The sequence below is a fragment of the Pseudomonas sp. LABIM340 genome (assembly GCF_040017195.2).
Taxonomy (GTDB): domain Bacteria; phylum Pseudomonadota; class Gammaproteobacteria; order Pseudomonadales; family Pseudomonadaceae; genus Pseudomonas.
Genome location: NZ_CM200227.1, coordinates 475,951 through 502,016, shown reverse-complemented (window position 1 = coordinate 502,016; position 26,066 = coordinate 475,951). Strand labels below are relative to the sequence as shown.

26 protein-coding genes are annotated in these 26,066 nt (G+C 66.2%); 19 read left to right on the top strand and 7 right to left on the bottom strand.

Annotated elements, in window-relative coordinates:
• Nucleotides 1-168: 168 nt before the first annotated feature.
• The 4 genes from ABKS89_RS02425 to rpmE form a co-directional block, all read right to left on the bottom strand.
• Nucleotides 169-1,437 carry a malic enzyme-like NAD(P)-binding protein gene (locus tag ABKS89_RS02425; RefSeq protein WP_045212856.1) on the bottom strand — a complete coding sequence of 423 codons (1,269 nt, stop codon included), beginning with the start codon at nt 1,435-1,437 and terminating at the stop codon, nt 169-171.
• Between the two features lie 103 nt (nt 1,438-1,540).
• Complete coding sequence (locus tag ABKS89_RS02420; protein ID WP_431312034.1) at nt 1,541-2,992, bottom strand: M48 family metalloprotease; 1,452 nt, start codon at nt 2,990-2,992, stop codon at nt 1,541-1,543.
• Complete coding sequence (locus ABKS89_RS02415) at nt 2,989-3,741, bottom strand: thermonuclease family protein (RefSeq protein ID WP_348589183.1); 753 nt, start codon at nt 3,739-3,741, stop codon at nt 2,989-2,991. The genes ABKS89_RS02420 and ABKS89_RS02415 overlap by 4 nt, the downstream gene beginning before the upstream one ends.
• A gap of 76 nt (nt 3,742-3,817) precedes the next feature.
• The gene (gene rpmE, locus ABKS89_RS02410) at nt 3,818-4,033 is read right to left on the bottom strand and encodes a 50S ribosomal protein L31 (protein ID WP_024766509.1); all 216 of its coding nucleotides are present in this window, start codon (nt 4,031-4,033) and stop codon (nt 3,818-3,820) included.
• A 217-nt stretch (nt 4,034-4,250) separates the two neighbouring features.
• On the opposite strand from rpmE, the gene ABKS89_RS02405 reads away from it, so the two are divergent.
• The 10 genes from ABKS89_RS02405 to ABKS89_RS02360 all read left to right on the top strand — a co-directional run bounded on the left by ABKS89_RS02405 (nt 4,251) and on the right by ABKS89_RS02360 (nt 17,817).
• Nucleotides 4,251-6,470, top strand: coding sequence for a primosomal protein N' (locus ABKS89_RS02405; protein WP_518300982.1), 2,220 nt, complete (start codon nt 4,251-4,253; stop codon nt 6,468-6,470).
• Between the two features lie 203 nt (nt 6,471-6,673).
• The gene (argS, locus tag ABKS89_RS02400; RefSeq protein ID WP_348589185.1) at nt 6,674-8,413 is read left to right on the top strand and encodes an arginine--tRNA ligase; all 1,740 of its coding nucleotides are present in this window, start codon (nt 6,674-6,676) and stop codon (nt 8,411-8,413) included.
• Nucleotides 8,414-8,419: 6 nt separating this feature from the next.
• Nucleotides 8,420-9,232 carry an SPOR domain-containing protein gene (locus ABKS89_RS02395; RefSeq protein ID WP_348589186.1) on the top strand — a complete coding sequence of 271 codons (813 nt, stop codon included), beginning with the start codon at nt 8,420-8,422 and terminating at the stop codon, nt 9,230-9,232.
• Between the two features lie 144 nt (nt 9,233-9,376).
• Nucleotides 9,377-9,913, top strand: coding sequence for an ATP-dependent protease subunit HslV (gene hslV, locus ABKS89_RS02390; RefSeq protein ID WP_017520170.1), 537 nt, complete (start codon nt 9,377-9,379; stop codon nt 9,911-9,913).
• Between the two features lie 28 nt (nt 9,914-9,941).
• Nucleotides 9,942-11,282: an ATP-dependent protease ATPase subunit HslU gene (gene hslU / locus ABKS89_RS02385; RefSeq protein WP_192293731.1), complete on the top strand. Its 1,341-nt coding sequence runs from the start codon at nt 9,942-9,944 to the stop codon at nt 11,280-11,282.
• A 92-nt stretch (nt 11,283-11,374) separates the two neighbouring features.
• Nucleotides 11,375-11,746 carry a gamma-butyrobetaine hydroxylase family protein gene (locus ABKS89_RS02380; protein ID WP_138213075.1) on the top strand — a complete coding sequence of 124 codons (372 nt, stop codon included), beginning with the start codon at nt 11,375-11,377 and terminating at the stop codon, nt 11,744-11,746.
• A gap of 510 nt (nt 11,747-12,256) precedes the next feature.
• Nucleotides 12,257-13,936: a class II poly(R)-hydroxyalkanoic acid synthase gene (gene phaC / locus ABKS89_RS02375; RefSeq protein WP_348589187.1), complete on the top strand. Its 1,680-nt coding sequence runs from the start codon at nt 12,257-12,259 to the stop codon at nt 13,934-13,936.
• Complete coding sequence (gene phaZ, locus ABKS89_RS02370; RefSeq protein WP_242015323.1) at nt 13,933-14,937, top strand: poly(3-hydroxyalkanoate) depolymerase; 1,005 nt, start codon at nt 13,933-13,935, stop codon at nt 14,935-14,937. The genes phaC (ABKS89_RS02375) and phaZ overlap by 4 nt, the downstream gene beginning before the upstream one ends.
• Before the next feature lie 333 nt (nt 14,938-15,270).
• Nucleotides 15,271-16,953 carry a class II poly(R)-hydroxyalkanoic acid synthase gene (gene phaC, locus ABKS89_RS02365; RefSeq protein ID WP_138213077.1) on the top strand — a complete coding sequence of 561 codons (1,683 nt, stop codon included), beginning with the start codon at nt 15,271-15,273 and terminating at the stop codon, nt 16,951-16,953.
• A 249-nt stretch (nt 16,954-17,202) separates the two neighbouring features.
• The gene (locus ABKS89_RS02360) at nt 17,203-17,817 is read left to right on the top strand and encodes a TetR/AcrR family transcriptional regulator (protein WP_138213078.1); all 615 of its coding nucleotides are present in this window, start codon (nt 17,203-17,205) and stop codon (nt 17,815-17,817) included.
• Between the two features lie 78 nt (nt 17,818-17,895).
• On the opposite strand, the gene ABKS89_RS02355 is transcribed toward ABKS89_RS02360, so the two are convergent.
• From ABKS89_RS02355 to ABKS89_RS02345, 3 genes are all read right to left on the bottom strand, one after another.
• Nucleotides 17,896-18,831: a phasin family protein gene (locus ABKS89_RS02355; RefSeq protein ID WP_348589188.1), complete on the bottom strand. Its 936-nt coding sequence runs from the start codon at nt 18,829-18,831 to the stop codon at nt 17,896-17,898.
• 10 nt (nt 18,832-18,841) lie between these two features.
• Nucleotides 18,842-19,252 carry a phasin family protein gene (locus ABKS89_RS02350; protein WP_138213080.1) on the bottom strand — a complete coding sequence of 137 codons (411 nt, stop codon included), beginning with the start codon at nt 19,250-19,252 and terminating at the stop codon, nt 18,842-18,844.
• Nucleotides 19,253-19,420: 168 nt separating this feature from the next.
• Nucleotides 19,421-19,696, bottom strand: a complete 276-nt coding sequence (locus tag ABKS89_RS02345) for a polyhydroxyalkanoic acid system family protein (RefSeq protein WP_138213081.1) — start codon at nt 19,694-19,696, stop codon at nt 19,421-19,423.
• 141 nt (nt 19,697-19,837) lie between these two features.
• Here ABKS89_RS02345 and ubiE point away from each other — a divergent pair, with 141 nt between their 5' ends.
• The 9 genes from ubiE to ABKS89_RS02300 all read left to right on the top strand — a co-directional run bounded on the left by ubiE (nt 19,838) and on the right by ABKS89_RS02300 (nt 25,980).
• A complete protein-coding gene (ubiE, locus tag ABKS89_RS02340) occupies nt 19,838-20,620 on the top strand; it encodes a bifunctional demethylmenaquinone methyltransferase/2-methoxy-6-polyprenyl-1,4-benzoquinol methylase UbiE (protein WP_151189072.1) in 783 nt (260 codons plus the stop codon).
• Nucleotides 20,617-21,243 (top strand): ubiquinone biosynthesis accessory factor UbiJ, encoded by a 627-nt coding sequence (locus ABKS89_RS02335; protein ID WP_225606169.1) that lies wholly within the window; start codon nt 20,617-20,619, stop codon nt 21,241-21,243. The genes ubiE and ABKS89_RS02335 overlap by 4 nt, the downstream gene beginning before the upstream one ends.
• The gene (gene ubiB, locus ABKS89_RS02330; protein WP_138213083.1) at nt 21,240-22,847 is read left to right on the top strand and encodes a ubiquinone biosynthesis regulatory protein kinase UbiB; all 1,608 of its coding nucleotides are present in this window, start codon (nt 21,240-21,242) and stop codon (nt 22,845-22,847) included. Before ABKS89_RS02335 ends, ubiB begins: the two co-directional genes overlap by 4 nt.
• Before the next feature lie 95 nt (nt 22,848-22,942).
• Complete coding sequence (gene hisI / locus ABKS89_RS02325) at nt 22,943-23,356, top strand: phosphoribosyl-AMP cyclohydrolase (RefSeq protein ID WP_138213084.1); 414 nt, start codon at nt 22,943-22,945, stop codon at nt 23,354-23,356.
• Nucleotides 23,346-23,684 (top strand): phosphoribosyl-ATP diphosphatase, encoded by a 339-nt coding sequence (locus ABKS89_RS02320; RefSeq protein ID WP_138213085.1) that lies wholly within the window; start codon nt 23,346-23,348, stop codon nt 23,682-23,684. Before hisI ends, ABKS89_RS02320 begins: the two co-directional genes overlap by 11 nt.
• A 27-nt stretch (nt 23,685-23,711) precedes the next feature.
• Nucleotides 23,712-23,960 (top strand): twin-arginine translocase TatA/TatE family subunit, encoded by a 249-nt coding sequence (locus ABKS89_RS02315; RefSeq protein ID WP_348589189.1) that lies wholly within the window; start codon nt 23,712-23,714, stop codon nt 23,958-23,960.
• Nucleotides 23,961-23,963: 3 nt separating this feature from the next.
• Nucleotides 23,964-24,482, top strand: a complete 519-nt coding sequence (tatB, locus tag ABKS89_RS02310) for a Sec-independent protein translocase protein TatB (protein ID WP_138213087.1) — start codon at nt 23,964-23,966, stop codon at nt 24,480-24,482.
• Nucleotides 24,479-25,276, top strand: a complete 798-nt coding sequence (gene tatC, locus ABKS89_RS02305) for a twin-arginine translocase subunit TatC (RefSeq protein WP_138213088.1) — start codon at nt 24,479-24,481, stop codon at nt 25,274-25,276. Before tatB ends, tatC begins: the two co-directional genes overlap by 4 nt.
• Nucleotides 25,273-25,980: a 16S rRNA (uracil(1498)-N(3))-methyltransferase gene (locus ABKS89_RS02300; RefSeq protein WP_348589190.1), complete on the top strand. Its 708-nt coding sequence runs from the start codon at nt 25,273-25,275 to the stop codon at nt 25,978-25,980. The genes tatC and ABKS89_RS02300 overlap by 4 nt, the downstream gene beginning before the upstream one ends.
• Nucleotides 25,981-26,066 lie beyond the last annotated feature (86 nt).

Below are 26,066 nucleotides of genomic sequence, written 5' to 3'. Positions count from 1 at the left end.
TGCGCCCGGCCCGCTCCAGGGCAGCGGACGCGTCAATGCATGAGCGGGGAAGGATAGACCGGTACGTTTTGAAGGCCGCTGCCTTCAGTCATTAATCGGTAACTCTTCGTTTCCTTCAGGAGAAAAAGAAAAACCCCGCCAAGGCGGGGTTTTTCAGATCAGACGGAATCAGCCTTTGAAGACGTCTTCCACCGACTGCAGCGGGTAGTGCTTCGGATACGGCAGGGTCGCCACGCCGGTCTCGATGGCAGCCTTGGCCACGGCGTCGGAAACGACGGTGATCAGGCGCTTGTCCATCGGCTTCGGAATGATGTACTCGCGGCCGAACTCGATGGCGCTCACGCCGTAGGCGTCGCACACGTCCTTGGGTACCGGCAGCTTGGCCAGGTCACGCAGGGCCAGGGCGGCGGCGATTTTCATCTCTTCGTTGATGCGGGTGGCGCGTACGTCCAGGGCACCGCGGAAGATGAAGGGGAAGCCCAGTACGTTGTTGACCTGGTTCGGGTAGTCCGAACGGCCGGTGGCCATGATCACGTCGTCGCGGGTGGCGTGCGCCAGTTCCGGCTTGATTTCCGGGTCCGGGTTGGAGCAGGCGAAGACGATCGGGTTCGGCGCCATGCGCTTGAGGTCGTCCGGGCTCAGCAGGTTGGCGCCGGACAGGCCGACGAATACGTCGGCACCTTCCAGGGCGTCAGCCAGGGTGCGCTTGTCGGTCTCGGTGGCGAACACGGCCTTGTACTGGTTCAGGTCGTTGCGGCCGGCGTGGATCACGCCCTGGCGGTCGATCATGTAGATGTTCTCGACCTTGCCGCCCATGCTCACCAGCAGCTTCATGCAGGAGATGGCGGCGGCGCCGGCGCCCAGGCAGACGATCTTCGCGGTTTCCAGCTTCTTGCCTGCGATTTCCAGCGCGTTGAGCATGCCGGCGGCGGTCACGATGGCGGTGCCGTGCTGGTCATCGTGGAAGACCGGGATGTCGCACTGTTCGATCAGCGCGCGCTCGATCTCGAAGCACTCGGGTGCCTTGATGTCTTCCAGGTTGATGCCGCCAAAGGTGATGGAAATGCGCTTGACGGTATCGATGAAGGCCTGCGGGCTCTCGGCGTCGACTTCGATGTCGAACACGTCGACACCGGCGAAGCGCTTGAACAGCACGCCCTTGCCTTCCATGACCGGTTTGGAGGCCAGCGGGCCGAGGTTGCCCAGGCCGAGAATGGCGGTGCCGTCGGAAATGACCGCGACCAGGTTGCCCTTGCCGGTGTACTTGAAGGCCAGTTCCGGATCACGCGCGATTTCGCGCACCGGCTCGGCAACGCCCGGGCTGTACGCCAGCGACAGGTCGCGGGCGGTGGCGGTCGGCTTGGTCAGCTCGACGCTCAGTTTACCGGGGCGGGGTTGGGCGTGATATTCGAGGGCAGCGGTCTTGAGATCAGACATTTGGGCACTTCCGCTTTTGTTGCTTGTTGGACAGACGGGGGTCCGAGCATACGCACAAACCCCGCACCTGCCAAGGTAGCCCAAGCCCCCGCTGTCAAGACCTCTAGCGTACGACTTTCAGCCAGTCGCCAGCTTTTGGCTGACCAGTTGGATACAAGTCATTCAATAAACGTATACGATTTATCGAGTCAGATTCCGGACCGGATTCCGCCTTCGCGAACTGCTCGACAGTCTGCCCGGATTTGACCTGAATGACGGCGATCCGGCGCGGTTGCGCGTATTTCTGTTCATCCGCGCGCATCGGCCGGAAGCTGCGGATGACCTGCATGAAGTGGTCGTCTTCGCTCTCCAGAGAGGCGCGACCTTTGACCACACCGATGAACAGGTAGGCGTGGTCCTTCTGGTAGATCACCGCGGCGCGGCGGGCCGGCGAACCGGGCACTACACCGGTGGCGACATCCAGGCCGGCCTGCTGGAAACTTTCTTCGTTCGATAACCGCCCGCCAGCGCCTTTACGCAGGTACTCCGCCGGGGTCAGCTGGCCGTCGCGGGGCACCAGCTTCATGCCGATGTAGGCCTGCTGGTCGGCGGTGTAGCCCACCAGCGCGGTCGGCTGGTTGAGAATGCCCCAGCCCGACGGGTAGGTCAGGGTGAAGTCCAGTTCCGAGTGGTAGAAGCTCTGCCCGCGACGCACGCCACTGGAGGCGGAGTCGCCGAAGGGCATGCCGTCGATGGCCTTCAGGTAGCGCTCGGCGCCGATCTCGTGCTGGCTGTTGGCGGCCAGGGTCTGGGCGGGGCCGATGACCTGCTTGAGGCGCTGGTCGTTGTCCGGGTGGGTGTCGAACAGCCCGTGGTAGCCGACCGGCTGGGCGGCCTGGCCCTTGCGCGCAGCCTCGTCGCGGGCGAAATCTTCCTGGTTCTTCAGCACCCGCACCACCTGGATCATGGCGGTCGGGTCATAGCCCGCACGGGCCAGGTACTTGGCGCCCAGGCCGTCGGCCTCCAGCTCCATGTCACGGCCATAGCCGCGCACGAAGGCGGTGCCGAGCACGTTGGTGAGGTCGGCGGCGGCGCCGACACCGGTGCCAATGGCCACGGCCTGGCCGAGGATGCTCCAGGCGCTGGACTGGCTCTGCTGGCGCACGCTATGGCGGGCCGTGACGTGGCCGACCTCGTGGCCGAGTACCGCGGCCAGCTCCGCTTCGGAGCCCAGGTAGGCCATCAGCCCGCGGTGGATATAGATGTAGCCGCCGGGCAGGGCGAAGGCGTTGATGTCGGGTGTGTCGATGACGGTGAAGTGATATTGCAGGTTGGGCCGGTCGCTGGCGCGGGCAACCCGCTCGCCGACCTGCTGGACGTAGGCCTGCAGCTTGCCGTCTTCATAGCGCGGATACTGCTGGGCGATCTGCTGGCTGTACTTCTGCCCCATCTCCAGCTCGCTCTGCTCGCTCATCATCACGAAGTCGGACTTGCCGGTGGCCGGGTTGGTGGCGCAGCCGCCGAGGACGCTCAGCAGCGCCAGCAGGGCCAGAATTCCGAACGAGCGCAAGCTCATGGCAATACCTCCATCATCGCCGGGTCGGTCACAGGCAGCATCCAGCGCGCCTGTCCGGGTTTCACGCCACCACGCTCGGCGCGGTCGATGACCCAGCCGCGCGCCTCTACCTGTCGACCCTTGAGATCGCGCAGGGTTGCATCGTCGAAACGCTTCACGAGTCTCGCCTCGATCCGCAGCACCAGCGGGCCATCGAGATCGATCCACAGCCCGCCGCGATTGCGTTGTACCTGCTCGACCCGTCCGCGAACCACTGCGAATCCGCTTTCGTGAAGTTGTTCCGCCGTCTGTACCGGAGAGCGCTTCCACAGACCGAGTCCGGCGCTGCGGGCTTGCCGCTCGGCAGCCTGCTGGCAGACGGTAAGGTCGGTGTTGGGGGCGATAGCTACAAGGTAGCCCAGGCCTTCGGCGAGCAGGCGGGATTCGAGGTTGTTGCCGTGGGCGTCATAGGCGTGGGCCAGGGTGCGGCCGTACTTGTCCTTGCCCTGCTGGCCGGCAACCAGGCCGACCTCGCCGTCATTGGCAGCCACCAGTTGCTGCAGACGGCGCTGGGCGGCGACCGCGAAGGCTTCCTCGGAGCGGCCGTGATGGGCCAGTTCCGGGGCATTGACGCCGATCAGGCGGACGCTGCGGCCGTCGGCGAGCTTGAGCGTGTCGCCGTCCACCACCCGCGCCACGCGCACCGTTTCCGGCGACGAAGGCTTCGGGCAGGCAGCGGCGCTGGCGTCCAGGGAAAAAAGGACGGCCATAAAAAAGGCGCCCACGAGGGACGCCTTTTTCGAATTACCGTGAAAAACCATCGTGGGCCTTTCCCGGAAATCGATCTTACTTCTTGCCGCCGAACATGGCGAAGCGCTGGTTGAAGCGGTCGATACGGCCGCCGGTGTCCAGAACTTTCTGCTTACCGGTGTAGAAGGGGTGGCACTCGGAGCAGACGTCCAGGTGAATGCCCTTGCACAGGGTGGAACGGGTCTTGATCACGTTGCCACAGCTGCAGGTAGCTTCGATGTCTTCGTACGCGGGATGGATTTCCGGTTTCATGGTCTCTTCCTCTCGGTGGTGTGCCGCCACCCAGTCTCTGGCAGAAGCCGAGCCACGGTCATCGAGGACCGCGGGCGGGATCTTTTACCGGGCACCGCACGGAAATTAAGGGCGTGGATCATACCAGAGAACGCTTTCAACGCAAGATCAGGCATGACCGACCGTCGCATCGCCCATGCTACCATCCGACGCTCCCCGCCGCCCCGGAATCCGTCGCGTGCCGTCACCGTCCATCTTGCGTCTCGCCCTGCCCTCGCCGCTGCGCCGCCTGTTCGATTACCTGCCTCCGCGCGGGATCGACGTCGCACGCCTGCAGCCCGGCGTGCGCCTGCGCGTCCCCTTCGGCCGCCGCGAGATGGTCGGCGTGCTGGTGGACAAGGTGGAAAGCTCCGAGGTCCCGGCAGACAAGCTGCGCCCTGCTCTGGCCGTGCTCGACCGCGAGCCGCCGATGCCGGCGCACCTGCTGGAGCTGTGCCGCTGGACGGCGCAGTACTACCAGCACAGCCTGGGCGATACCTTTTCCTGGGCACTGCCCAACCTGCTGCGCCAGGGCGACCCGGCCGAGGCGCGCCAGCAGCGCTTCTGGCATGCCGAACCCGGCGCCCGCGAGGAAGACCCACGCCTGGCCCGAGCGCCGCGCCAGCGCGAGACGCTGAAGATCCTCAAGCAGCATCCCCACGGCGTCGCCCACGACCTGCTCAGCCAGCTGCAGATCAACAAGGACAGCCTCGACCTGCTGCAGGAAAAGGGGCTCGTCACGCTGGAGGTGCGCGTCCACAGCGTGGCGCCGCACCACGGCCCTTGGCTGGCGCAGGCGGAACTGCCGCTGAACGCCGAGCAGCGCGCCGCCTTCGAGGCCGTCCGCGCCGGGTTTGGCAGTTTCCACAGCTTCCTCCTGGCTGGCGTCACCGGCAGCGGCAAGACCGAGGTCTACCTGCAGCTGATCCGCGAGACCCTGGAAGCCGGCAAGCAGGCGCTGGTGCTGATCCCCGAGATCAACCTCGGCCCGCAGACCCTGAGCCGCTTCGAGCGCCGCTTCAACGCGCGCATCGCCCTGCTGCATTCCGCGCTGACCGACCGCGAGCGCCTCGACGCCTGGCTGGCCGCCCGCGATGGCGAGGCGGATATTGTCATCGGCACCCGCTCGGCGCTGTTCACCCCGCTGAAGAATCCGGGGCTGATCATCATCGACGAAGAACACGACGCTTCCTATAAACAGCAGGAAGGCCTGCGCTACCACGCCCGCGACCTGGCCATGGTGCGCGCGCGGCTGGAGAACGTGCCGATCCTGCTGGGCTCCGCCACCCCTGCGCTGGAGAGCCTGCACAACGCCCAGAGCGGCCGCTACGGCCTGCTGCGCCTGACCCAGCGCGCCGGCGGCGCGCACCAGCCGAAGTTCCACCGCCTGGACGTGAAGAGCCTGCCGCTGGACTCGGGCATCTCCATGCCGCTGCAGCGTTCGATCAAGGAAACCCTGGCCGCCGGCCAGCAGGTGCTGGTCTACCTGAACCGCCGCGGCTTCGCCCCGACCCTGCTGTGCCACGACTGCGGCTGGATCAGCCAGTGCCCGCGCTGCGACGCGCGGATGACGGTGCACCAGGGCAGCGGCGAGCTGCGCTGCCACCACTGCGACCACCGCGAGCGGCCGCCGCGCAACTGTCCGAAATGCGGCACGGTGGACCTGCGCCCGGTCGGCGCCGGCACCGAGCGCGCCGAGGAGCGCCTGCGCATCCTCTTCCCGGATTACCCGGTGCTGCGCATCGACCGCGACAGCACCTCGCGCAAGAACGCCATGCGCGACCTGTTCGCCACTATCAATAAGGGCGAGCCGTGCATCCTGGTCGGCACGCAGATGCTCGCCAAGGGGCACCACTTCCCACGCGTCACCCTGGTGGCGATCCTCGATGCCGACGGCGGGCTGTTCTCCGCCGATTTCCGTGCCAGCGAGCGCATGGCCCAGCAGATCGTCCAGGTCGCCGGGCGGGCCGGACGCGCCGAGGAGCCGGGCCGCGTGCTGATCCAGACCCACCTGGCCGACCACCCGCTGCTGGTGCAGCTCACCGAGCAAGGCTACTTCGCCTTCGCCGACCAGGCCCTCACCGAGCGCCGCTCCGCCGGCCTGCCGCCCTTCTCGCACCTCGCCCTGCTGCGTGCCGAGGCGCACAAGCCGGGGCAGGCCGAAGGCTTCCTCGATGAGGCCTGCGCCGAGGCCGAACGCCTGCAGGCGACCCTCGGCCACGACGTCGACCTCCTCGGCCCGGTACCGGCGCCCATGGAGCGCCGTGCCGGCCGCTACCGCGCGCAGCTGCTGCTGATGAGCACCGCCCGCGCGCCATTGCACCGCCTGCTCACGCCCTGGCTGCAGACGCTCGAAGGCATGCCCAGTGGGCGCCAGGTACGCTGGTCGCTGGACGTGGACCCGATTGACCTGTTCTGACGGATGCGCCGCACGGATAAATCCCTCCGGGCTTGCGCATCCGTCCTACATTGACTTCCATCAGCCGCGACGGATGGCACAGCGGCGAGACTGAACAAGGAGCGCTCCGCGGTTGGCAAGCCATGCCCGGCCACGGATAATGCGCGGTTCTGAGCCCGATAACCGGTCGCGCGCGCCGGATGCACGCGAGCACGGAGAAAACCATGAAAGACACGATTCGCCACCTGATCCAGCAAGCCCTTGTCAGCCTCACCGAAGACGGCACCCTGCCGGCCGGCCTGACGCCCGACATCCAGGTGGAGAACACCAAGGACCGAACCCACGGTGACTTCGCCAGCAACATCGCCATGATGCTGGCCAAGCCGGCCGGCATGAAGCCGCGCGACCTCGCCACCAAGCTGGTCGCCGCGCTGCCGCAGAGCCCGGAAGTGGCCAAGGTCGAGATCGCCGGCCCCGGCTTCCTGAACTTCTTCCAGGACCAGGCCTGGCTCGCCGCCAGCCTCGACAAGGCCCTGGCCGACGGCCACATCGGCGTACGCAAGGCCGGCGCCGCCCAGCGCGTGGTGGTGGACCTGTCCTCGCCGAACCTGGCGAAGGAAATGCACGTCGGCCACTTGCGCTCAACCATCATCGGCGACGCCGTCAGTCGCGTGCTGGAGTTCCTCGGCGACACCGTGATCCGCCAGAACCACGTGGGCGACTGGGGCACCCAGTTCGGCATGCTGCTGGCCTACCTGGAAGAACAACCAGTGGATGCCCAGGCCGAACTGCACGACCTGGAAGTCTTCTACCGCGCCGCCAAGAAGCGTTTCGACGAATCTCCAGAATTCGCCGACCGCGCCCGTGAGCTGGTGGTGAAGCTGCAGGCCAACGATCCCAAGTGCATCGCCCTGTGGACCCGCTTCAACGACATCTCCCTGTCGCACTGCCAGAAGGTCTACGACCTGCTGGGCGTGAAGCTGACCATGGCCGACGTGAAGGGCGAGAGCGCCTACAACGACGACCTCGCGCAGGTGGTGGCCGACCTGACCGCCAAGGGCCTGCTGGTCGAGAGCGACGGCGCCCTGTGCGTGTTCCTCGACGAGTTCAAGAACGCCGAAGGCGAGCCGCTGCCGGTGATCGTGCAGAAGGCCGGCGGCGGCTACCTCTACGCCACCACCGACCTCGCCGCCATGCGCTACCGCCACAAGGTGCTGCACTCCGACCGCGTGCTGTACTTCGTCGACCAGCGCCAGGCCCTGCACTTCCAGCAGGTCTTCGAAGTCGCCCGCCGCGCCGGTTTCGTCCCGGCCAGCATGGACCTGGAGCACATGGGCTTCGGCACCATGAACGGCGCCGACGGCAAGCCGTTCAAGACCCGCGACGGCGGCACCGTGAAGCTGATCGACCTGCTGATCGAAGCCGAAGAGCGCGCCTATACCCTGGTGAAGGGCAAGAACCCCGATTTCAGCGAGCAGGACCTGCGCCAGATCGCCCACGCCGTCGGCATCGGCGCGGTGAAGTACGCCGACCTGTCCAAGCACCGCACCAGCGACTACAGCTTCAACTTCGACCTGATGCTGAGCTTCGAGGGCAACACCGCGCCGTACCTGCTGTACGCGTACACCCGCGTGGCGAGCATCTTCCGCAAGCTGGGCAAGACCTACGACGAAGTGGGCGGCAAGATCGTCCTGCAACAACCGCAGGAAATCGCCCTGGCCGCGCAGCTGGCGCAGTTCACCGACCTGCTCAACAACGTCGCCGTGAAGGGTGTCCCGCACATCCTCTGCGCCTACCTGTACGAGCTGGCCGGCCTGTTCTCCAGCTTCTACGAGCACTGCCCGATCCTCACCGCCGAAGACCCGGCGCAACAGGAGAGCCGCCTGCGCCTTGCCGCGCTGACCGGCCGTACCCTCAAGCAGGGCCTGGAGCTGCTGGGCCTGGAAACCCTGGAGCGCATGTAAGCACCCATGGCGAAGAAGAAACCCGCTCCCAAGCGCGGCGCCAGCCGCTACCAGGCCCCGGCCAAGAAGACGTCGGTGCCCGGCTGGGTCTGGCTGGTCGCAGGCCTCGCCATCGGCGGCTTCATCATGTTCCTGATGAAGCTGGAGCCGGGTCGCAACGACGTCAAACGCGAGAAGCCGGAAGCGCCCAAGACCGTGGTCGGCTCCAACAAGCCCTCTGGCACCGTGCAGCCGCAGCAACCGGCCGCACCGACCGGGGTCAAGCCCAAGTACGACTTCTACACCCTGCTGCCGGGCTCGGAAGTCGCCGTGCCGCCGGAAGCCGTGCCGCCGCCGGCCAAGCCGCAGCCGCCGGCGACCGTGGTCGCGACCAAGGAAGAAGCCGAGAAGATCGACACCCAGCGCGCCCTGACGGCGCTGAGTGGGCAGACCCCGCCGCCGCCCGCGGTGGTCAAACCGGCAACGCCCGTCACGCCGCCTGCGACCCAGGTCGCCAGCGCGCAGAAGCAGGCCCTGCCACAGGCTCCGGCCAGCGACACTGCGCCAGCCAAGCCGACGCCGCCACCGGCGGTGGCCGCCACCCAGTACTACCTGCAGGCCGGCTCGTTCCGCAAACAGACCGACGCCGACCACCTGCGCGCGCAGATCATCATGATGGGCCAGAACGCCCGCGTGGAGTCCGGCACCGTCCGCGACGAAACCTGGTACCGCGTCATGGTCGGCCCCTACGGCGACCGCGCCAAGGCCTCCGCCGCGCAGAAACAACTCGCCGGCAACGGTTTCAGCAACCTGCTGTTACAGCAGCGCCAGACCCGCTGAACCCCAGCTACTCCAAGGCTTGCGCCGACGGGCGGCGCGCGAAATGCGCGCTACTCGTCCGGCGCAGGACTTGAACCCCGCCTTCCTAGTCCCCATCTGACTCTGCATTCGGGCACATCGCCCCGCTAGTGTGGAGTAAGACCCTTGACCACCATCGTATCTGTCCGCCGTAACGGCAAAGTCGTCATGGGCGGCGACGGCCAGGTTTCCCTGGGCAACACCGTGATGAAAGGCAACGCGAAGAAAGTCCGTCGCCTGTACCACGGTGAAGTACTGGCTGGCTTCGCCGGCGCCACCGCCGATGCCTTCACCCTCTTCGAACGCTTCGAGCAGCAGCTGGAAAAACACCAGGGCCACCTGGTGCGCGCCGCTGTCGAGCTGGCCAAGGACTGGCGTACCGACCGCTCGCTGAGCCGTCTGGAAGCCATGCTGGCGGTAGCCAACAAGGATGCCTCGCTGATCATCACCGGCAACGGTGACGTGGTCGAACCCGAGCACGGCCTGATCGCCATGGGTTCGGGCGGCGGCTTCGCCCAGGCGGCGGCCCTGGCCCTGCTGCAGAAAGGCAGCGACGACATGAGCGCCCGCGAGATCGCCGAGACCGCACTGAACATCGCCGGCTCCATCTGCGTGTTCACCAACCAGAACCTGACCCTTGAGGAGCTCGACAGCGCCGTCTAAGCGCTGTCGTTCCGGAGTAGCACGTCAAATGTCCATGACTCCCCGCGAGATCGTCCACGAACTCAACCGCCACATCATCGGCCAGGACGACGCCAAGCGCGCCGTCGCCATCGCCCTGCGCAACCGCTGGCGGCGCATGCAGCTGCCGGCCGAGCTGCGCGCCGAAGTGACGCCGAAGAACATCCTGATGATCGGCCCGACCGGCGTCGGCAAGACCGAGATCGCCCGGCGCCTGGCCAAGCTGGCCAACGCCCCCTTCATCAAGGTCGAAGCGACCAAGTTCACCGAAGTCGGCTACGTCGGCCGTGACGTCGAGTCGATCATCCGCGACCTCGCCGATGCCGCGATCAAGATGCTCCGCGAGCAGGAAGTGCAGAAGGTGAAGTACCGCGCCGAAGACGCCGCCGAAGAGCGCATCCTCGACGCCCTGCTGCCGCCGGCGCGCACCACCGGCTTCGGCGACGAACCGGCACGCGAGGATTCCAACACCCGTCAGCTGTTCCGCAAGCGCCTGCGCGAAGGCCAGCTGGACGACAAGGAAATCGACATCGAGGTCGCCGACATTCCTTCGGGCGTGGAAATCATGGCCCCGCCCGGCATGGAAGAGATGACCAACCAGCTGCAGAGCCTGTTCTCCAACATGGGCAAGGGCAAGCGCAAGAGCCGCAAGCTGAAGGTCGCCGAGGCCATGAAGCTGATCCGCGACGAGGAAGCGCAGCGCCTGGTCAACGAAGAAGACCTCAAGGCCCGCGCCCTGGAAGCGGTGGAGCAGAACGGCATCGTCTTCATCGACGAGATCGACAAGATCGCCAAGCGCGGCAATGTGGGCGGCGCCGACGTCTCCCGCGAGGGCGTGCAGCGTGACCTGCTGCCGCTGATCGAGGGCTGCACCGTGAACACCAAGCTGGGCATGGTGAAGACCGACCACATCCTGTTCATCGCCTCGGGCGCATTCCACCTGTCCAAGCCCAGCGACCTGGTGCCGGAACTGCAGGGCCGCCTGCCGATCCGCGTCGAGCTGAAAGCCCTGAGCCCGAGCGACTTCGAGCGCATCCTCAGCGAGCCGCACGCTTCGCTGACCGAGCAGTACACCGCGCTGCTGAAGACCGAAGGCCTGGACATCGAGTTCGCCGCCGACGGCATCAAGCGCCTCGCGGAGATCGCCTTCCAGGTCAACGAGAAGACCGAGAACATCGGTGCCCGTCGCCTGCACACCCTGCTCGAGCGCCTGCTCGAAGAGGTGTCCTTCGATGCCGCCGACCTCGCCAGCGAGCACAGCGACAAGGCCATCGTGATCGACGCGACCTACGTCAACGGCCACCTGGGCGAGCTGGCCCAGGACGAAGACCTGTCCCGCTACATCCTCTAAGCGGTCTCCATCGCTGCGACGGGGCGCCTCAGGGCGCCCCGTTGTTTTTCCGCCGGCGCTACAATGCCGGAATCGCCGTCCAGGAGCCGTCCATGCGCATTCCTTCCGCCATCAAGCTGCACAAGGCCTCGAAGAAGCTTTCGCTGACCTACGGGGAACAGTCCTTTGAGCTGTCCGCCGAGTTCCTGCGCGTGCATTCGCCATCGGCGGAAGTCCAGGGCCACGGCAATCCGGTGCTGCAGGTGGGCAAGCTGAATGTCGGCCTGAGCAACCTGGAGCCGGCCGGGCAGTACGCGCTCAAGCTGACCTTCGACGACGGCCACGACAGCGGCCTGTTCACCTGGGATTACCTCTACGAGCTGTGCATGCGCCAGGACGAGATGTGGGCCGACTACCTGGCGCAGCTGGAGAAGGCCGGCAAGTCGCGCGATCCGTCGGAGTCTGTCGTCAAACTCATGCTGTAGGTTTTCCCTGTAGGAGCGCCCCGTGGGCGCGATCGCGGGCATGGCCCGCTCCTACAAGGTGAGAACCGGCCATCAGGCAAATCCTCACCTCCAACTCGTTCGATCTTTCCTCCCCACCTCCCCCTGCGCACCAACCTTCGTCGGGCAATCGCTCCAGGGCACGCCATTTGCAATATTCCCGTTGCAGACTGCTGCGTGCAGGTCGGTCACCCCGGGTTTGGCGAGATGCCCCCGCTCTAGGGCGCGTTTTCTAACTTTTCCCGACATACTCCTAGGAGTTGGCCCACGCTGCACCAGCTTGCGCGGCGAAGGAAACTCGGGTAACCAAGGCAGTGCAATGTACGGAACTACAGTGCACAGAGCGTGGTTTCCTGAACTTCCAGTGATGCCGCCAAGTAGATGAATCGCGTGGAGCCCTCTCCACGTTCCGCAACCCCGAGAAGTACTTGGCCCTACGTCACGAAAGGTGAGCCCCGCCAGTATGTGTCTCAGGACAATGGAGCGTCGCCGATGACCCAGAAGAACAACAGCGATCTACCCCAGCAAGCCGCGGAAAACACCCTGAATCTCAGCCCGGTGATCGGCATTCAGGGCAAGGACCTGCTCACCTCTGCCCGCATGGTGCTGCTGCAAGCGGTCAAGCAGCCGTTCCACAGTGCCAAGCACGTGGCCCATTTCGGCCTCGAGCTGAAGAACGTGCTGCTCGGCAAGTCCGACCTCAAGCCCTCGGACGACGACCGCCGCTTCAACGACCCGGCCTGGAGCCAGAACCCGCTCTACCGCCGCTACCTGCAGACCTACCTGGCCTGGCGCAAGGAGCTGCACACCTGGATCGGCGACAGCGACCTGTCCAGCCAGGACATCAGCCGCGGCCAGTTCGTCATCAACCTGATGACCGAGGCCATGGCGCCGACCAACACGCTGTCCAACCCGGCAGCGGTCAAACGTTTCTTCGAGACCGGCGGCAAGAGCCTGCTCGACGGTCTTACCCATCTGGCCAAGGACCTGGTGAACAACGGCGGCATGCCCAGCCAGGTCAACATGGAAGCCTTCGAGGTCGGCAAGAACCTGGCCGTGACCGAAGGTGCGGTGGTGTTCCGCAACGACGTGCTGGAAGTCATCCAGTACAAGCCGATCACCGAGAGCGTGCATGAGCGCCCGCTGCTGGTGGTGCCGCCGCAGATCAACAAGTTCTACGTCTTCGACCTGTCGCCGGAGAAGAGCCTGGCGCGCTTCTGCCTGCGCAACCAGGTGCAGACCTTCATCGTCAGCTGGCGCAACCCGACCAAGGCGCAGCGCGAGTGGGGCCTGACCACCTACATCGAGGCGCTGAAGGAAGCCATCGACGCGGTCCTGGCCATCACCGGCGCCAAGGACCTGAACATGCTCGGCGCCTGCTCCGGTGGCATCACCACCGTCACCCTGCTCGGTCACTACGCAGCCCTGGGCGAGAAGAAGGTCCACGCCTTCACCCAGATGGTCAGCGTGCTGGACTTCGAGATGAACACCCAGATCGCCCTGTTCGCCGACGAGAAGACCCTGGAAGCCGCCAAGCGCCGCTCGTACCAGTCCGGCGTGCTCGAAGGCAAGGACATGGCCAAGGTGTTCGCCTGGATGCGCCCCAACGACCTGATATGGAACTACTGGGTCAACAACTACCTGCTGGGCAACGAGCCGCCGGCTTTCGACATCCTGTTCTGGAACAACGACACCACGCGCCTGCCGGCCGCGCTGCACGGCGAGCTGGTGGAGATGTTCAAGACCAACCCGCTGACCCGCGCCGGCGCCCTGGAAGTGGGCGGTACGCCGATCGACCTCCAGCAGATCACCTGCGACTTCTACTGCGTGGCCGGCCTGTCCGACCACATCACGCCCTGGGAAGCCTGCTATCGCTCCGCTCGTCTGCTGGGCGGCAAGTGTGAATTCATCCTGTCCAACAGCGGACACATCCAGAGCATCCTCAACCCGCCAGGCAACCCCAAGGCCCGCTTCATGACCGGCCCTGAACTCTCGGCCGATCCGAAGGCCTGGCAGGAAAACGCCAGCAAGCACGCCGACTCCTGGTGGCTGCACTGGCAGAACTGGCTCGCCGAGCGCTCGGGCAAGACGCGCAAGGCACCGACCGCCCTGGGCAACAAGGCCCACCCGGCCGGCGAAGCCGCCCCTGGAACCTACGTACACGAACGATGAAAACAGAACTCCTCCCGCAAGCCGGCGCCGTGGACGACGCCAACACCCCAGAATCGTCGCAGGCCGTGGAAGTGGCCGCGCCGACGAGCCGGCGCGCGCGCAGCAAACGCAGCGACGAGGAGATTCTGCCGAGCAAGGCGCCGGCGGCGCAGCCCTTCGAGTTCCGCACCATCGAACTCGACGGGCAGACCATCCGTACCGCCGTGCGTCCGGGCAAGAGGCACATGACGCCGCTGCTGATCTTCAACGGCATCGGCGCCAACCTGGAACTGGTCTTCCCCTTCGTCGCCGCACTGGACCCGGACCTGGAGGTGATCGCCTTCGACGTCCCCGGCGTCGGCGGCTCATCCACGCCCAGCACGCCGTACCGCTTCCCCGGCCTGGCGAAGCTGGCCGCGCGGATGCTCGACTACCTGGACTATGGCCAGGTGACGGCCATCGGTGTGTCCTGGGGCGGCGCCCTGGCGCAGCAGTTCGCCCATGACTACCCCGAGCGCTGCAAGAAGCTGATCCTCGCCGCCACCGCCGCCGGTGCGGTGATGGTGCCGGGCAAGCCGCGGGTGCTCTGGCGCATGGCCAGCCCACGGCGCTATATCCAGCCGTCCTATGGGGTGCACATCGCCCCGGACATCTACGGCGGCGCCTTCCGCCGCGATCCGAAGCTGGCCATGGCCTTCGCCAGCAAGGTGCGCTCGTCCGGCAAGATGGGCTACTACTGGCAGCTGTTCGCCGGCCTTGGCTGGACCAGCATCCACTGGCTGCACAAGATCCGTCAGCCGACGCTGATCCTGGCCGGCGACGACGACCCGATCATCCCGCTGATCAACATGCGCATGATCGCCTGGCGCATCCCCAACTCCGAGCTGCACGTGATCGACGACGGCCACCTGTTCCTGGTGACCCGCGCGGAAACCGTGGCGCCGATCATCATGAAATTCCTCCAGGAGGAACGGCAGCGGGCGATCATCCACCCCCGGCCCTTCGCTCCGAAAGCCAGCTGAAGCATCACAGCTTCGTCACAGTCGGTGGGCATCCTGCCTTGACCGATCGCTGCGCAGGCACTTTTTTTAAAGAGCCGAACAACAAACAGGCGTGTTCACGGGTATCGACACGTAGCGCCTGATTCGGGACCTGCGCTGCGGCCACCTGCGAAGGTGACCGCAGGGCAGCCCGACTGCTGATCCGCTGCCCTGTTTTCGGGCAGTTGCCCTCTCGCGTCGATACCCGTGCACACCCCTCGAACCGGCGGCAGGCGTCTGGAACGGGAGTCTCCCGATTCTGGTACAGCCCTTGCGTCGCCATTTTCAGGTCGGACCTTTCATGGAGTGCTGTTCATGCGCGAGAAAGCTGAGCCGGGTAGCGTCCCCGTCCCCACCGAGTACATGAATGCGCAGAGTGCGATGGTCGGCCTGCGCGGCAAGGACATGCTGTCCACCCTGCGCATGCTGGCACTGCAAGGCGTGCGCCGGCCGGTCCATTCGGCGAAGCACCTGGCGGCCTTCGGCAAGGAGGTGGGCAAGGTGCTGATCGGCGACTCCCCGCTGCAGCCCAACCCGCAGGACGCGCGCTTCCAGGACCCGTCCTGGCGCCTGAACCCCTTCTACCGGCGCACCGTGCAGGCCTACCTGGCGTGGCAGAAGCAACTGCTGGCCTGGGTCGACGAGAGCGACCTGAACAGCGACGACCGCGCCCGCGCGCGCTTCCTGCTGTCGATCCTCTCCGACGCCGCCTCGCCATCGAACACCCTGCTCAATCCGCTGGCGGTGAAGGAGCTGTTCAACACCGGCGGGCAGAGCCTGCTCAAGGGCGCGCAGCACCTGCTCGACGACCTGATGCACAACGGTGGCATGCCCAGCCAGGTCAACCGCAGCGCCTTCGAGATCGGCCAGAACCTTGCCACCACGCCCGGCGCGGTGGTATTCCGCAACGAGGTGCTGGAACTGATCCAGTACAAGCCGATGGGCGAGCACCTGCATGCCAAGCCGCTGCTGATCGTGCCGCCGCAGATCAACAAGTTCTACATCTTCGACCTGACCACCGAGAAGAGCTTCGTCCAGTACGCCCTGAAGAACAATCTGCAGCTGTTCATGGTGAGCTGGCGCAACCCCGACGCGCGCCACCGCGAGTGGGGCCTGTCGACCTACGTCACCGCGCTGGACGAGGCCATCGACGTGTGCCGCTCCATCAGCGGCAGCCGCAGCGTCAACCTGATGGGCGCCTGCTCGGGCGGGTTGACCATCGCCGCGCTGCAGGGCCACCTGCAGGCGCGCCGGCAACTGCGCAAGGTCGCCAGCGCCACCTACCTGGTGAGCCTGCTGGACAGCCAGGTGGAGACCCCGGCCGCGCTGTTCGCCGACGAGCAGACCCTGGAAAGCAGCAAGCGCCGCTCCTACCAGCACGGTGTACTGGACGGCCGCGACATGGCGAAGATATTCGCCTGGATGCGCCCCAACGACCTGATCTGGAACTACTGGGTCAACAACTACCTGCTGGGCAAGCAGCCGCCGGCCTTCGACATCCTCTACTGGAACAACGACAACACGCGGCTGCCCGCCGCACTGCACGGCGACTTCCTCGACTTCTTCAAGCACAACCCGCTGGCCCGTCCCGGCGCCATGGAAGTCAACGGCAGCGCCATCGACCTGAAGAAGGTCGCGGTGGACAACTTCCACGTCGCCGGCATCACCGACCACATCACCCCATGGGACGCGGTGTACCGCTCGGCCCAGCTGCTGGGCGGCGAGACGCGCTTCGTGCTGTCCAACAGCGGGCACATCCAGAGCATCCTCAACCCGCCGGGCAACCCCAAGGCCTGCTACTTCGAGAACAGCAAGATCAGCTCCGACCCGCGCGCCTGGTACTACGACACCAAGCGCCAGGAAGGCAGCTGGTGGCCGCTGTGGCTGGAGTGGATCCAGCAGCGCTCGGGCGAACGCCGGCCGGTGAACTTCGAGCTGGGCAACGCCGACTACCCGGCCAAGGAAGCCGCGCCGGGCACCTACGTGCACGTACGCTGAGGCAAGCATGGATCGGGCAACCCGTTGCGGGTTGTTCGCTCCGCGCGTCCGGCAGGCACCTTGTAGGAGCGCCCCATGGGCGCGATCGCGGGCATGGCCCGCTCCTACAGTCACGACACGCGCAAGCACTTGTAGGATGGTGCAATCATGAGTGCGAGCGGGCCATGCGGAAGTTTGCCGCGAAGCCATTGGCAGCCAACTCCCCGGAAGGCTATCGTCGGCCCCACTGCGGCTGGAACCTGAACACGGATGAAAACGCGCGACCGGATTCTCGAATGCGCCCTGCAGCTGTTCAACGAGCAGGGCGAGCCCAACGTTTCAACCCTGGAGATCGCCACCGAACTGGGCATCAGCCCCGGCAATCTCTACTACCACTTCCACGGCAAGGAGCCGCTGGTGCTGGCGCTGTTCGAGCGCTTCCAGGACGAACTGGCGCCGCTGCTCGACCCGCCGGAAGACGTGCGACTGGGCGCCGAGGACTACTGGCTGTTCCTGCACCTGATCGTCGAGCGCCTGGCGCACTACCGCTTCCTCTTCCAGGATCTCTCCAACCTCGCCGGGCGCCTGCCCAAGCTCGCCCGTGGCGTGCGGGCCTGGCTCAACCAGCTCAAGCGCACCCTGGCCACCCTGCTGGCACAGCTCAAGGCGCAGGACGAACTTGCCAGCGACACCGAAGCCCTCGGCCAGCTGGTGGAGCAGATCACCCTGACGCTGCTGTTCTCCCTCGACTACCAGCGCATCCTCGGCCACGAGGGCGACGTCCGCCAGGTGGTGTTCCAGGTCATGATGCTGGTGGCGCCGCACCTGCGCCCGGACTCGCAGCTGATCGCCGAGCGACTCGCCAAGCGCTACCTCGCCCCCTGACTTATCCCTGCAGGCTTTTGTCTTGAGAGAATGAAAACGCCCGGCGCGAGGCCGGGCGTGGGTGTTGCAGCAGACCGGTCAGGCCTGGGACGGCGGCGGCGTTGCCGGAGCAGCGGCGGACGGCGTCACGGCCGGCGCGGCGGCGGGAGCCGACGGTGCCGGAGTGGCGGCCGGAGCGGTTGCCGGTTTCGCAGCAGCCGGCTTGGCGGCGGCCTTGGGTGCAGCGGGCTTCTTCACGGCAGGCTTCTTCGCCGCGGCCGGCTTGGCTGCAGGTTTCGCAGCGGCAGGCTTGGCGGCGGCAGCCGGTTTTGCAGCGGGTTTGGCGGCAGGCTTCGCGGCGGCTTTCGCAGCAGCGGGCTTGGCAGCCGGTTTCGAGGCAGGCTTGGCCGCAGCCTTGGCAGCCGGCTTCGCAGCAGGCTTGGCAGCGGGTTTCGCGGCAGCCTTGGCAGCCGGTTTTGCGGCGGCTTTGGCGGCCGGCTTCGCTGCAGGTTTTGCAGCAGCCTTGGCAGCCGGTTTGGAAGCCGCGGTCTTCACAGCGGGTTTCGCGGCCGGTTTGGCGGCGGCTTTCGCTGCGGGTTTGGCGGCGGCCTTGGCGGCCGGTTTGGCGACGCTGACGCCGGTGAGCTTCTCGATCTGCTTGGTGAGGCTGTCGACCTTGCTGTGCAGGTCTTTCACTTCACGGCTGCTCGGCACGCCCAGGCGCGAGATCGCGCTGTTCAGGCGCTTGTCGAAGGCCTCTTCCAGCTCGCCCCACTTGCCGATCGCGGCGCCCTTGACGGCATCGACGCGCGCCTTCGCGGAACGGGTGGAGGTCTTCACCGCACCCTCGACCTCGGTCTTGGCCAGTTTCTCAGCCTTCTCGCCGTCCTTGACCAGGGTCTCGAACACCTTGCTGCCGTCCTTGCTGACCTTCGAGTAGGCCCCCAAGCCAGCCAGCCAGATCTGCCGCGAGTATTTCTCGATCTCGCCGATCCAACTGGACTCTTTTTTATCGGTAGTTTTTTTGCCAGCCATCCTGCTCTCCTTATTGGGTTCTCGCGACACGCTCGAGCACTGCGCTCAGCTCATCCAGCTTAGCAGAGAGCGCCTCCACATCACGCCTGGAGGGAATTCCGATTCGGTTGAGGGCGGAGGACACGCGCGCATCGAACGCCTCTTCGATCCTGTCGAAGTTCAGCTTGGCCTTGACGCTGTGCAGACGGCCCTTGACGGTGTCGTTGGCGGCGTCGATCTGGGTGCTCACCAGGTCACGGCCTTTCTTCTCGACGGACTCGCCGGACTTGACCAGTTCCTTGAAGTACTCGCTGCCTTCGGCGCCCACACGAGCGTAGGAGCCCAGGCCTGCGAGCCAGATCTGCCGGGCGTAGTGCTTGGCATCGGAGTAGAGGGAGGATTGGAGTTCTGCGACTTTCTTCTTGCTGACAGCCTTGGCCATGGTGGCACCTCACAGGTTCAGATTCGATGATGTCGAAAGCTGCCCGCATCAGGCGGGACTGTGAGCCAAGGTATCGGGGAAAATTAGAAAACACATACCAGGCTTTGTAGGAAAGCCGGCGCCGCCCGAAAACGGCATGGCCCCGCAGGGAACGGGGCCGGCAGGGGATCAGGCCAGGGCCTTGTCCAGCGCGCGCTCGATCTCGCCCTTGAGCAGGCCGCCCATGGCCGAGAGCATCAGGCCCAGCTTCACGTCCACCGCGACCTTGTCCGCACCCACTTCGATGCGCCCGTCCACGCCGCTGCGCTTGAACAGCAGGGTGTCGCCCTGCCACTCGCTGCTCACGCCGTGCTCGCGGGTGAGCTTGTCGGCGAGCTTTTCCGCCTTGGCGCGGGCGGCTTCGAGGCCGAGGGAGTGGGAACGTTCGACGTGGATACGGGACATGCTGGAACTCCGCGATTGACTGACCCCGCCGATCATACGCGCCGCGCCGTATCGCCGCACCCCGCTGGCGGCGTGACCGGGGCGGCGTTTTCTCTGCATCCTGTTAGAATGCCCGCCACTGACTTCCAGGGTACAAACGCCATGAGCGAACCGCGCAAGCCCCAAGCCGGCCAGGACAGCGCCGATCCCACCACGCACTTCGGCTACAAGACCGTGCGCGAGAGCGAGAAGGCCGAGAAGGTCGCCGAGGTATTCCACTCGGTCGCCGCCAAGTACGACCTGATGAACGACCTGATGTCCGGTGGCGTCCACCGTCTGTGGAAGCGTTTCACCATCGAGCTGTCCGGCGTGCGCGCCGGCAACCGGGTGCTGGACATCGCCGGCGGCACCGGTGACCTGACCCGCCAGTTCTCCCGCCTGGTCGGCCCGACCGGCGAAGTGGTGCTGGCCGACATCAACGCCTCGATGCTCAAGGTCGGCCGCGACAAGCTGCTCGACAGCGGCGTCGCCGGCAACGTCAACTTCGTCCAGGCCGACGCCGAGAAGCTGCCGTTCCCCGATAACTACTTCGACGCGGTGACCATCGCTTTCGGCCTGCGCAACGTCACCCACAAGGACGAAGCCATCCGCTCCATGCTGCGGGTGCTCAAGCCCGGCGGCCGCCTGCTGGTGCTGGAATTCTCCAAACCCACCAGCAGCCTGCTGTCCAAGGCCTACGACGCTTACTCCTTCACCCTGCTGCCGCTGATGGGCAAGCTGGTGACCAACGATTCCGAGAGCTATCGCTACCTCGCCGAATCGATCCGCATGCACCCCGACCAGGAAACGCTGAAGTCGATGATGGTGGAGGCCGGATTCGACCGCGTCACCTACCACAACATGACCGGCGGCGTGGTCGCCCTGCACCGCGGCATCAAGCCCTGATGACCCTGCTCCTGCAGGCCGCCCTGGCCAGCGCCGAAGCCACCGTCAACCGCGTGCTGCGGCTCGACGGCGTGGCCCTGCGGCGTCTCGGCCGGCTCGCCGGCAAGGTGCTGGAAGTGGACTGCCAGGCGCCTGCGCTGCGGCTGTTCATCCTGCCCGACGCCGACGGCCTGCACCTGGCCGCGCACCACGAGGCGCCCGCCGACTGCACCCTCGTCGCGCCCGCCGGCAGCCTGCTGCAACTGGCGCTGGCCAAGGACAAGACCCGTGTCCTGCACAGCCCTGAAGTGACCATGGGCGGCGACAGCGCGATGCTGCTGGAGCTGGCCGACGTCCTCCAGAGCCTGGAGCTGGACTGGGAATACGAAGTCTCCCGCTGGCTCGGCCCGGTGCCCGCGCACCTGCTCGGCGCGCGTCTGCGCGGCGGCATGGCCTGGGCCGGCGACAGCCTGGAAAGCCTGCGCCTGAGCCTCGCCGACTATCTCGCCGAGGAAAGCCGCAGCCTGGTCGGCCAGCACGAAGCCGAAGCGCGCTTCGCCGAGCTGGACCAGTTGAAGATGTCCCTCGACCGCCTCGACGCGCGGATCAACCGCCTGACCCAGAAGATCAAGCCTGACGCATGAAGCTGCTCGCCTTCCGCCGCCTGCTGCGCATCCAGCGCGTAGCCATCCGCTACCGTCTGGACGACATGGTCCTCGAACTGCCCTTCCTGCCCTGGTGGCTGCGCCTGGTCGGCGGGCTGCTGCCCTGGCGCTGGCTGCCGCGCAAGCCGCTCGACCTCAGCCGTGGTGCACGCATCCGGCTGGCGCTGGAGGACCTCGGGCCGATCTTCATCAAGTTCGGCCAGATACTTTCCACCCGCCGCGACCTGCTCCCCGACGACATCGCCCTGGAGCTGGCCTTCCTGCAGGACAAGGTGCCGCCCTTCCCGCCGGAACAGGCCGTGGCGCTCATCGAGCAGCAGCTCGGCGCGAAGATCGAGCAGGTGTTCTCCCGCTTCGAGCGCGAACCGCTGGCCTCCGCCTCGGTGGCGCAGGTGCATACCGCGCAGCTCAAGAGCGGCGAAGACGTGGTGGTGAAGGTCATCCGCCCGAACCTGGAGCCGGTGATCCGCTCCGACATCGCCTGGCTGCACATCCTCGCGCGCACTGCCGAGCGCATCTCCGCCGATGCCCGCCGCCTGCACCCGGCCGAAGTGGTCAGCGACTACGAGAAGACCATCTACGACGAGCTGGACCTGCTGCGCGAAGCGGCCAACTCCTCGCAGCTGCGGCGCAACTTCGAAGGCTCGCCGCTGCTCTACGTGCCCCAGGTCTACTGGGACTGGTGCCGCCCCAAGGTGCTGGTGATGGAGCGCATCTACGGCATCCCGGTCACCGACCTGGACACCCTGCGCGACCAGCGCACCGACTTCAAGGCGCTGGCCGAGCGCGGCGTGGAGATCTTCTTCACCCAGGTGTTCCGCGACAGCTTCTTCCACGCCGACATGCACCCCGGCAACATCTTCGTCAGTACGCGCACGCCGTGGAGCCCGCAGTACATCGCGGTGGACTGCGGCATCGTCGGCAGCCTCACCGACGAGGACCAGGACTACCTGGCGCGCAACCTGATCGCCTTCTTCAAGCGTGATTACCGCAAGGTCGCCCAGCTGCACATCGACTCGGGCTGGGTGCCGGCGGAAACCAAGGTCAATGATTTCGAAGCGGCGATCCGCACCGTCTGCGAGCCGATCTTCGAGAAGCCGCTCAAGGACATTTCCTTCGGCCAGGTGCTGCTGCGCCTGTTCCAGACCGCGCGGCGCTTCAACATGGAAGTGCAGCCGCAACTGGTGCTGCTGCAGAAGACCCTGCTGAACATCGAAGGCCTGGGCCGCCAGCTCTACCCGGAGCTGGACCTGTGGACCACCGCGCAGCCGTTCCTGGAACGCTGGATGCGCGAGCGCGTCAGCCCCGGCACCCTGCTGCGCAACGCCCAGCAGCACATCGAACAACTGCCGCACCTGGCGCAGATGACCCGCGACACCCTCGAGCGCCTGTCCCGCGAGCCGCAGCCCGAAGCGCGCCTGAGCGGCACCCCGGTCGGCATGGCCGGCGCCTGGCCGGCGCGGCTGATTGGCGCAGTGCTGGTCGCCGGTGCCGCCGAAACCGGCCTCGCCACCCACAGCCTCGCGGCCTGGCCGGCGTGGGCGATGCTGGCCGGTGGTCTGTATCTGATTCTGCGCCGATAGCCAGTCGCCGCACTGGCTGGCACACTTAACCGCTATACGAAGTGGCTTACGAAGTGGCTCTGGGCACCGCGAGTGCCCGCTGTACGGAACCCGAGATGAAAGACTGGCTGGACGAAATCAACTGGAATGCCGATGGACTGGTGCCGGCGATCGCCCAGGACCATCGCACCGGTCGCGTGCTGATGATGGCCTGGATGAACCGCGAGGCCCTCACCCTCACCGCCGCCGAGAACCGCGCCATCTACTGGTCGCGCTCGCGCGGCAAGCTCTGGCGCAAGGGCGAGGACTCCGGCCACGTGCAGAAGCTGCATGAGCTGCGCCTGGACTGCGACGCCGACGTGGTGATCCTGATGGTCGAACAGCTGGGCGGCATCGCCTGCCACACCGGCCGCGAGAGCTGCTTCTACCGGGTGTTCGAGAACGGCGCCTGGCAGACCGTCGACCCGGTCCTGAAGGACCCGGATGCCATCTACTCCCACGTAGGTACAGGAAAACCCCATGAGCACTGATACCCTCGCCCGTCTGGCGGAAGTCCTCGAAGCGCGCAAGAATGCCGCAGCGGACAGCTCCTACGTGGCCAGCCTGTATCACAAGGGCCTGAACAAGATCCTGGAGAAGGTTGGCGAAGAGTCGGTGGAAACCATTCTCGCCGCCAAGGACGCCGCCGCCAGCGGTGACTGCACGGACCTGATCTACGAAACGGCCGACCTCTGGTTCCACTCCCTGGTGATGCTCGCCGCCCTCGGCCAGCACCCGCAGGCGGTACTGGACGAGCTGGACCGCCGCTTCGGCCTTTCCGGGCACGACGAGAAGGCCGCGCGCCAACCGTCTGCCTGAACCCGACAACTTTGCGAGGAAAACAAGATGGGCATCTTTGACTGGAAACACTGGGTCGTCATCCTGATCGTCGTGGTCCTGGTCTTCGGCACCAAGCGCCTGAAGAACCTCGGTTCGGACGTCGGCGAAGCCATCAAGGGCTTCAAGAAGGCGATGAACACCGAAGAAGACGAGAAGAAGGACCCGAGCGCCGCTGCCGGCAACCCGTCGCTGAACCAGCCGCACACCATCGACGCCCAGGCGCAGAAGGTCGAAGAGCCGGCGCGCAAGGACTGATTCATGTTCGGTATCAGCTTCAGCGAACTGCTGCTGGTGGGCCTCGTCGCCCTGCTGGTGCTCGGCCCTGACCGCCTGCCGGGTGCCGCACGCACGGCCGGCCTGTGGATTGGCCGGCTCAAGCGCAGCTTCAATGCCATCAAGACGGAAGTGGAGCGCGAGCTGGGCGCGGATGAAATCCGCCGCCAGCTGCACAACGAGCACATCCTGCAGATGGAACAGGAAGCCAAGAAGCTGATGGCGCCGCTGACCGACCTGCAGGAGCAGGCGCGGGAAACTTTCAACCCGCAGCAGCCGGCCCAGTCCGGCGGCCAGAGCGCACCTGCCGAGCCGCCCGCGGCGCCGAGCATCGCGCCCAACAGCCGCCTGAACAGCTTGCCGGGTGCGGGCCTCGCGCCTGCCACCGCGGAGGTTCCTGCCGCTGCAGCGCAGGCACCGGAAGCCGGCCAGCCGAGCCAACCGACTGAACCGACTGGCGCGAGCCAGCCACCCGCTTCGTCCGAGACGCCGCGTACCCCATGAGCGCCGAAAAACCCGACCAGCCCGAACACGACCAGGAAATGCCCCTGGTCTCGCATCTGACCGAGCTGCGTACGCGCCTGCTGCGCTGCGTGGTCGCGATCTTCGTGATCTTCATCGGCCTGCTGTACTTCTCGCAGAAGATCTACGCGCTGGCTTCCGAGCCGCTGCGCCGCTTCCTGCCCGAAGGCGCGACCATGATCGCCATCGACCCGGCGTCGGCCTTCCTCGCGCCGCTGAAGCTGACCATGATCGTCGCCGTGCTGTTCGCCATGCCGGTGATCCTCGCCCAGGTCTGGGGCTTCATCGCACCGGGCCTGTACAAGCACGAGAAGCGCGTCGCCCTGCCGCTGCTGGCCTCCAGCATCGTGCTGTTCTACGCCGGCATGGCCTTCGCCTACTTCCTGGTGTTCCCGTTGATGTTCCACTTCTTCCTCGGCTCGGCCCCGGAAGGTGTGACGCCGATGACCGACATCAACAGCTACCTGGACTTCCTCACCCTGCTGTTCGCCTTCGGCGTGGCCTTCGAGATTCCCGTGGCCACCGTGCTGCTGGTGTGGATCGGGGTGGTCAACGTGGCCTACCTGAAGAAGATCCGCCCCTACGTGATCATCGGCTGCTTCGTCGTCGGCATGATCCTCACCCCGCCGGACCCGCTGTCGCAGACCTTGCTGGCCGTGCCGATGTGGTTGCTGTTCGAGGCCGGCGTGCTGTTCAGCCACCTGATCCGCAAGCGCGGCCCGGAAGAGGAAGAAGAAGAGTCCAAGGGCGACCAGCCTCCGGCCACCCGCTCGTGAACCTGCTGCTCCTCGACGACGCCGACTTCGTGGCGGCGGACCGCGTGATCCTGCGCGACCGCCGCCTGACCCACATGCAGGAAGTCCACCGCGCCGAAAGCGGCGACCGGATGCGCGTTGGCCGCCTTGGCGGCCTGATGGGCGAAGGCCGTCTGCTGCGCCTGGAAGCCAACGAGGCCGAGTTGCAGGTCAGCTTCGAGCAAGCCCCGCCGGCCAAGCTGCCGCTCACCCTGCTGCTCGCCCTGCCCCGCCCGAAAATGCTCCGCCGCGTGCTGCAGACCGTCGCCGCCATGGGCGTGCCGCGCCTGGTGCTGCTCAACAGCTACCGGGTGGAAAAGAGCTTCTGGCAGACCCCATTCCTCGATCCCGAGGCCGTGCGCGAGCAACTGATCCTGGGCCTCGAACAGGCCCGCGACACCGTGCTGCCCGAAGTGATCATCGAGAAGCGCTTCAAGCCCTTCGTCGAGGACCGCCTGCCTGCGCTGGCCGCCGGCAGCCTCGGCCTGATCGGCCATCCCGGCCCGTGGCCCGAGTGCCCACGGGCGCTGAGCGAGCCGGTGACCCTGGCCATCGGCCCGGAAGGCGGCTGGATTCCCTACGAGGTCGACAAGCTGCGCGAAGCCGGCCTGAACCCTGTGCAACTGGGCGAGCGCATCCTGCGTGTCGAGACTGCCGTGACCGCGCTTTTGGCACGACTGTTCTAAGTGGAAATGGCTAGAGGCCAGTAACCACGCGGCCTCCAGCGTGAACCACCAGTCAGAAAATTACCGAAAAACCCTTCAGTTCCCCG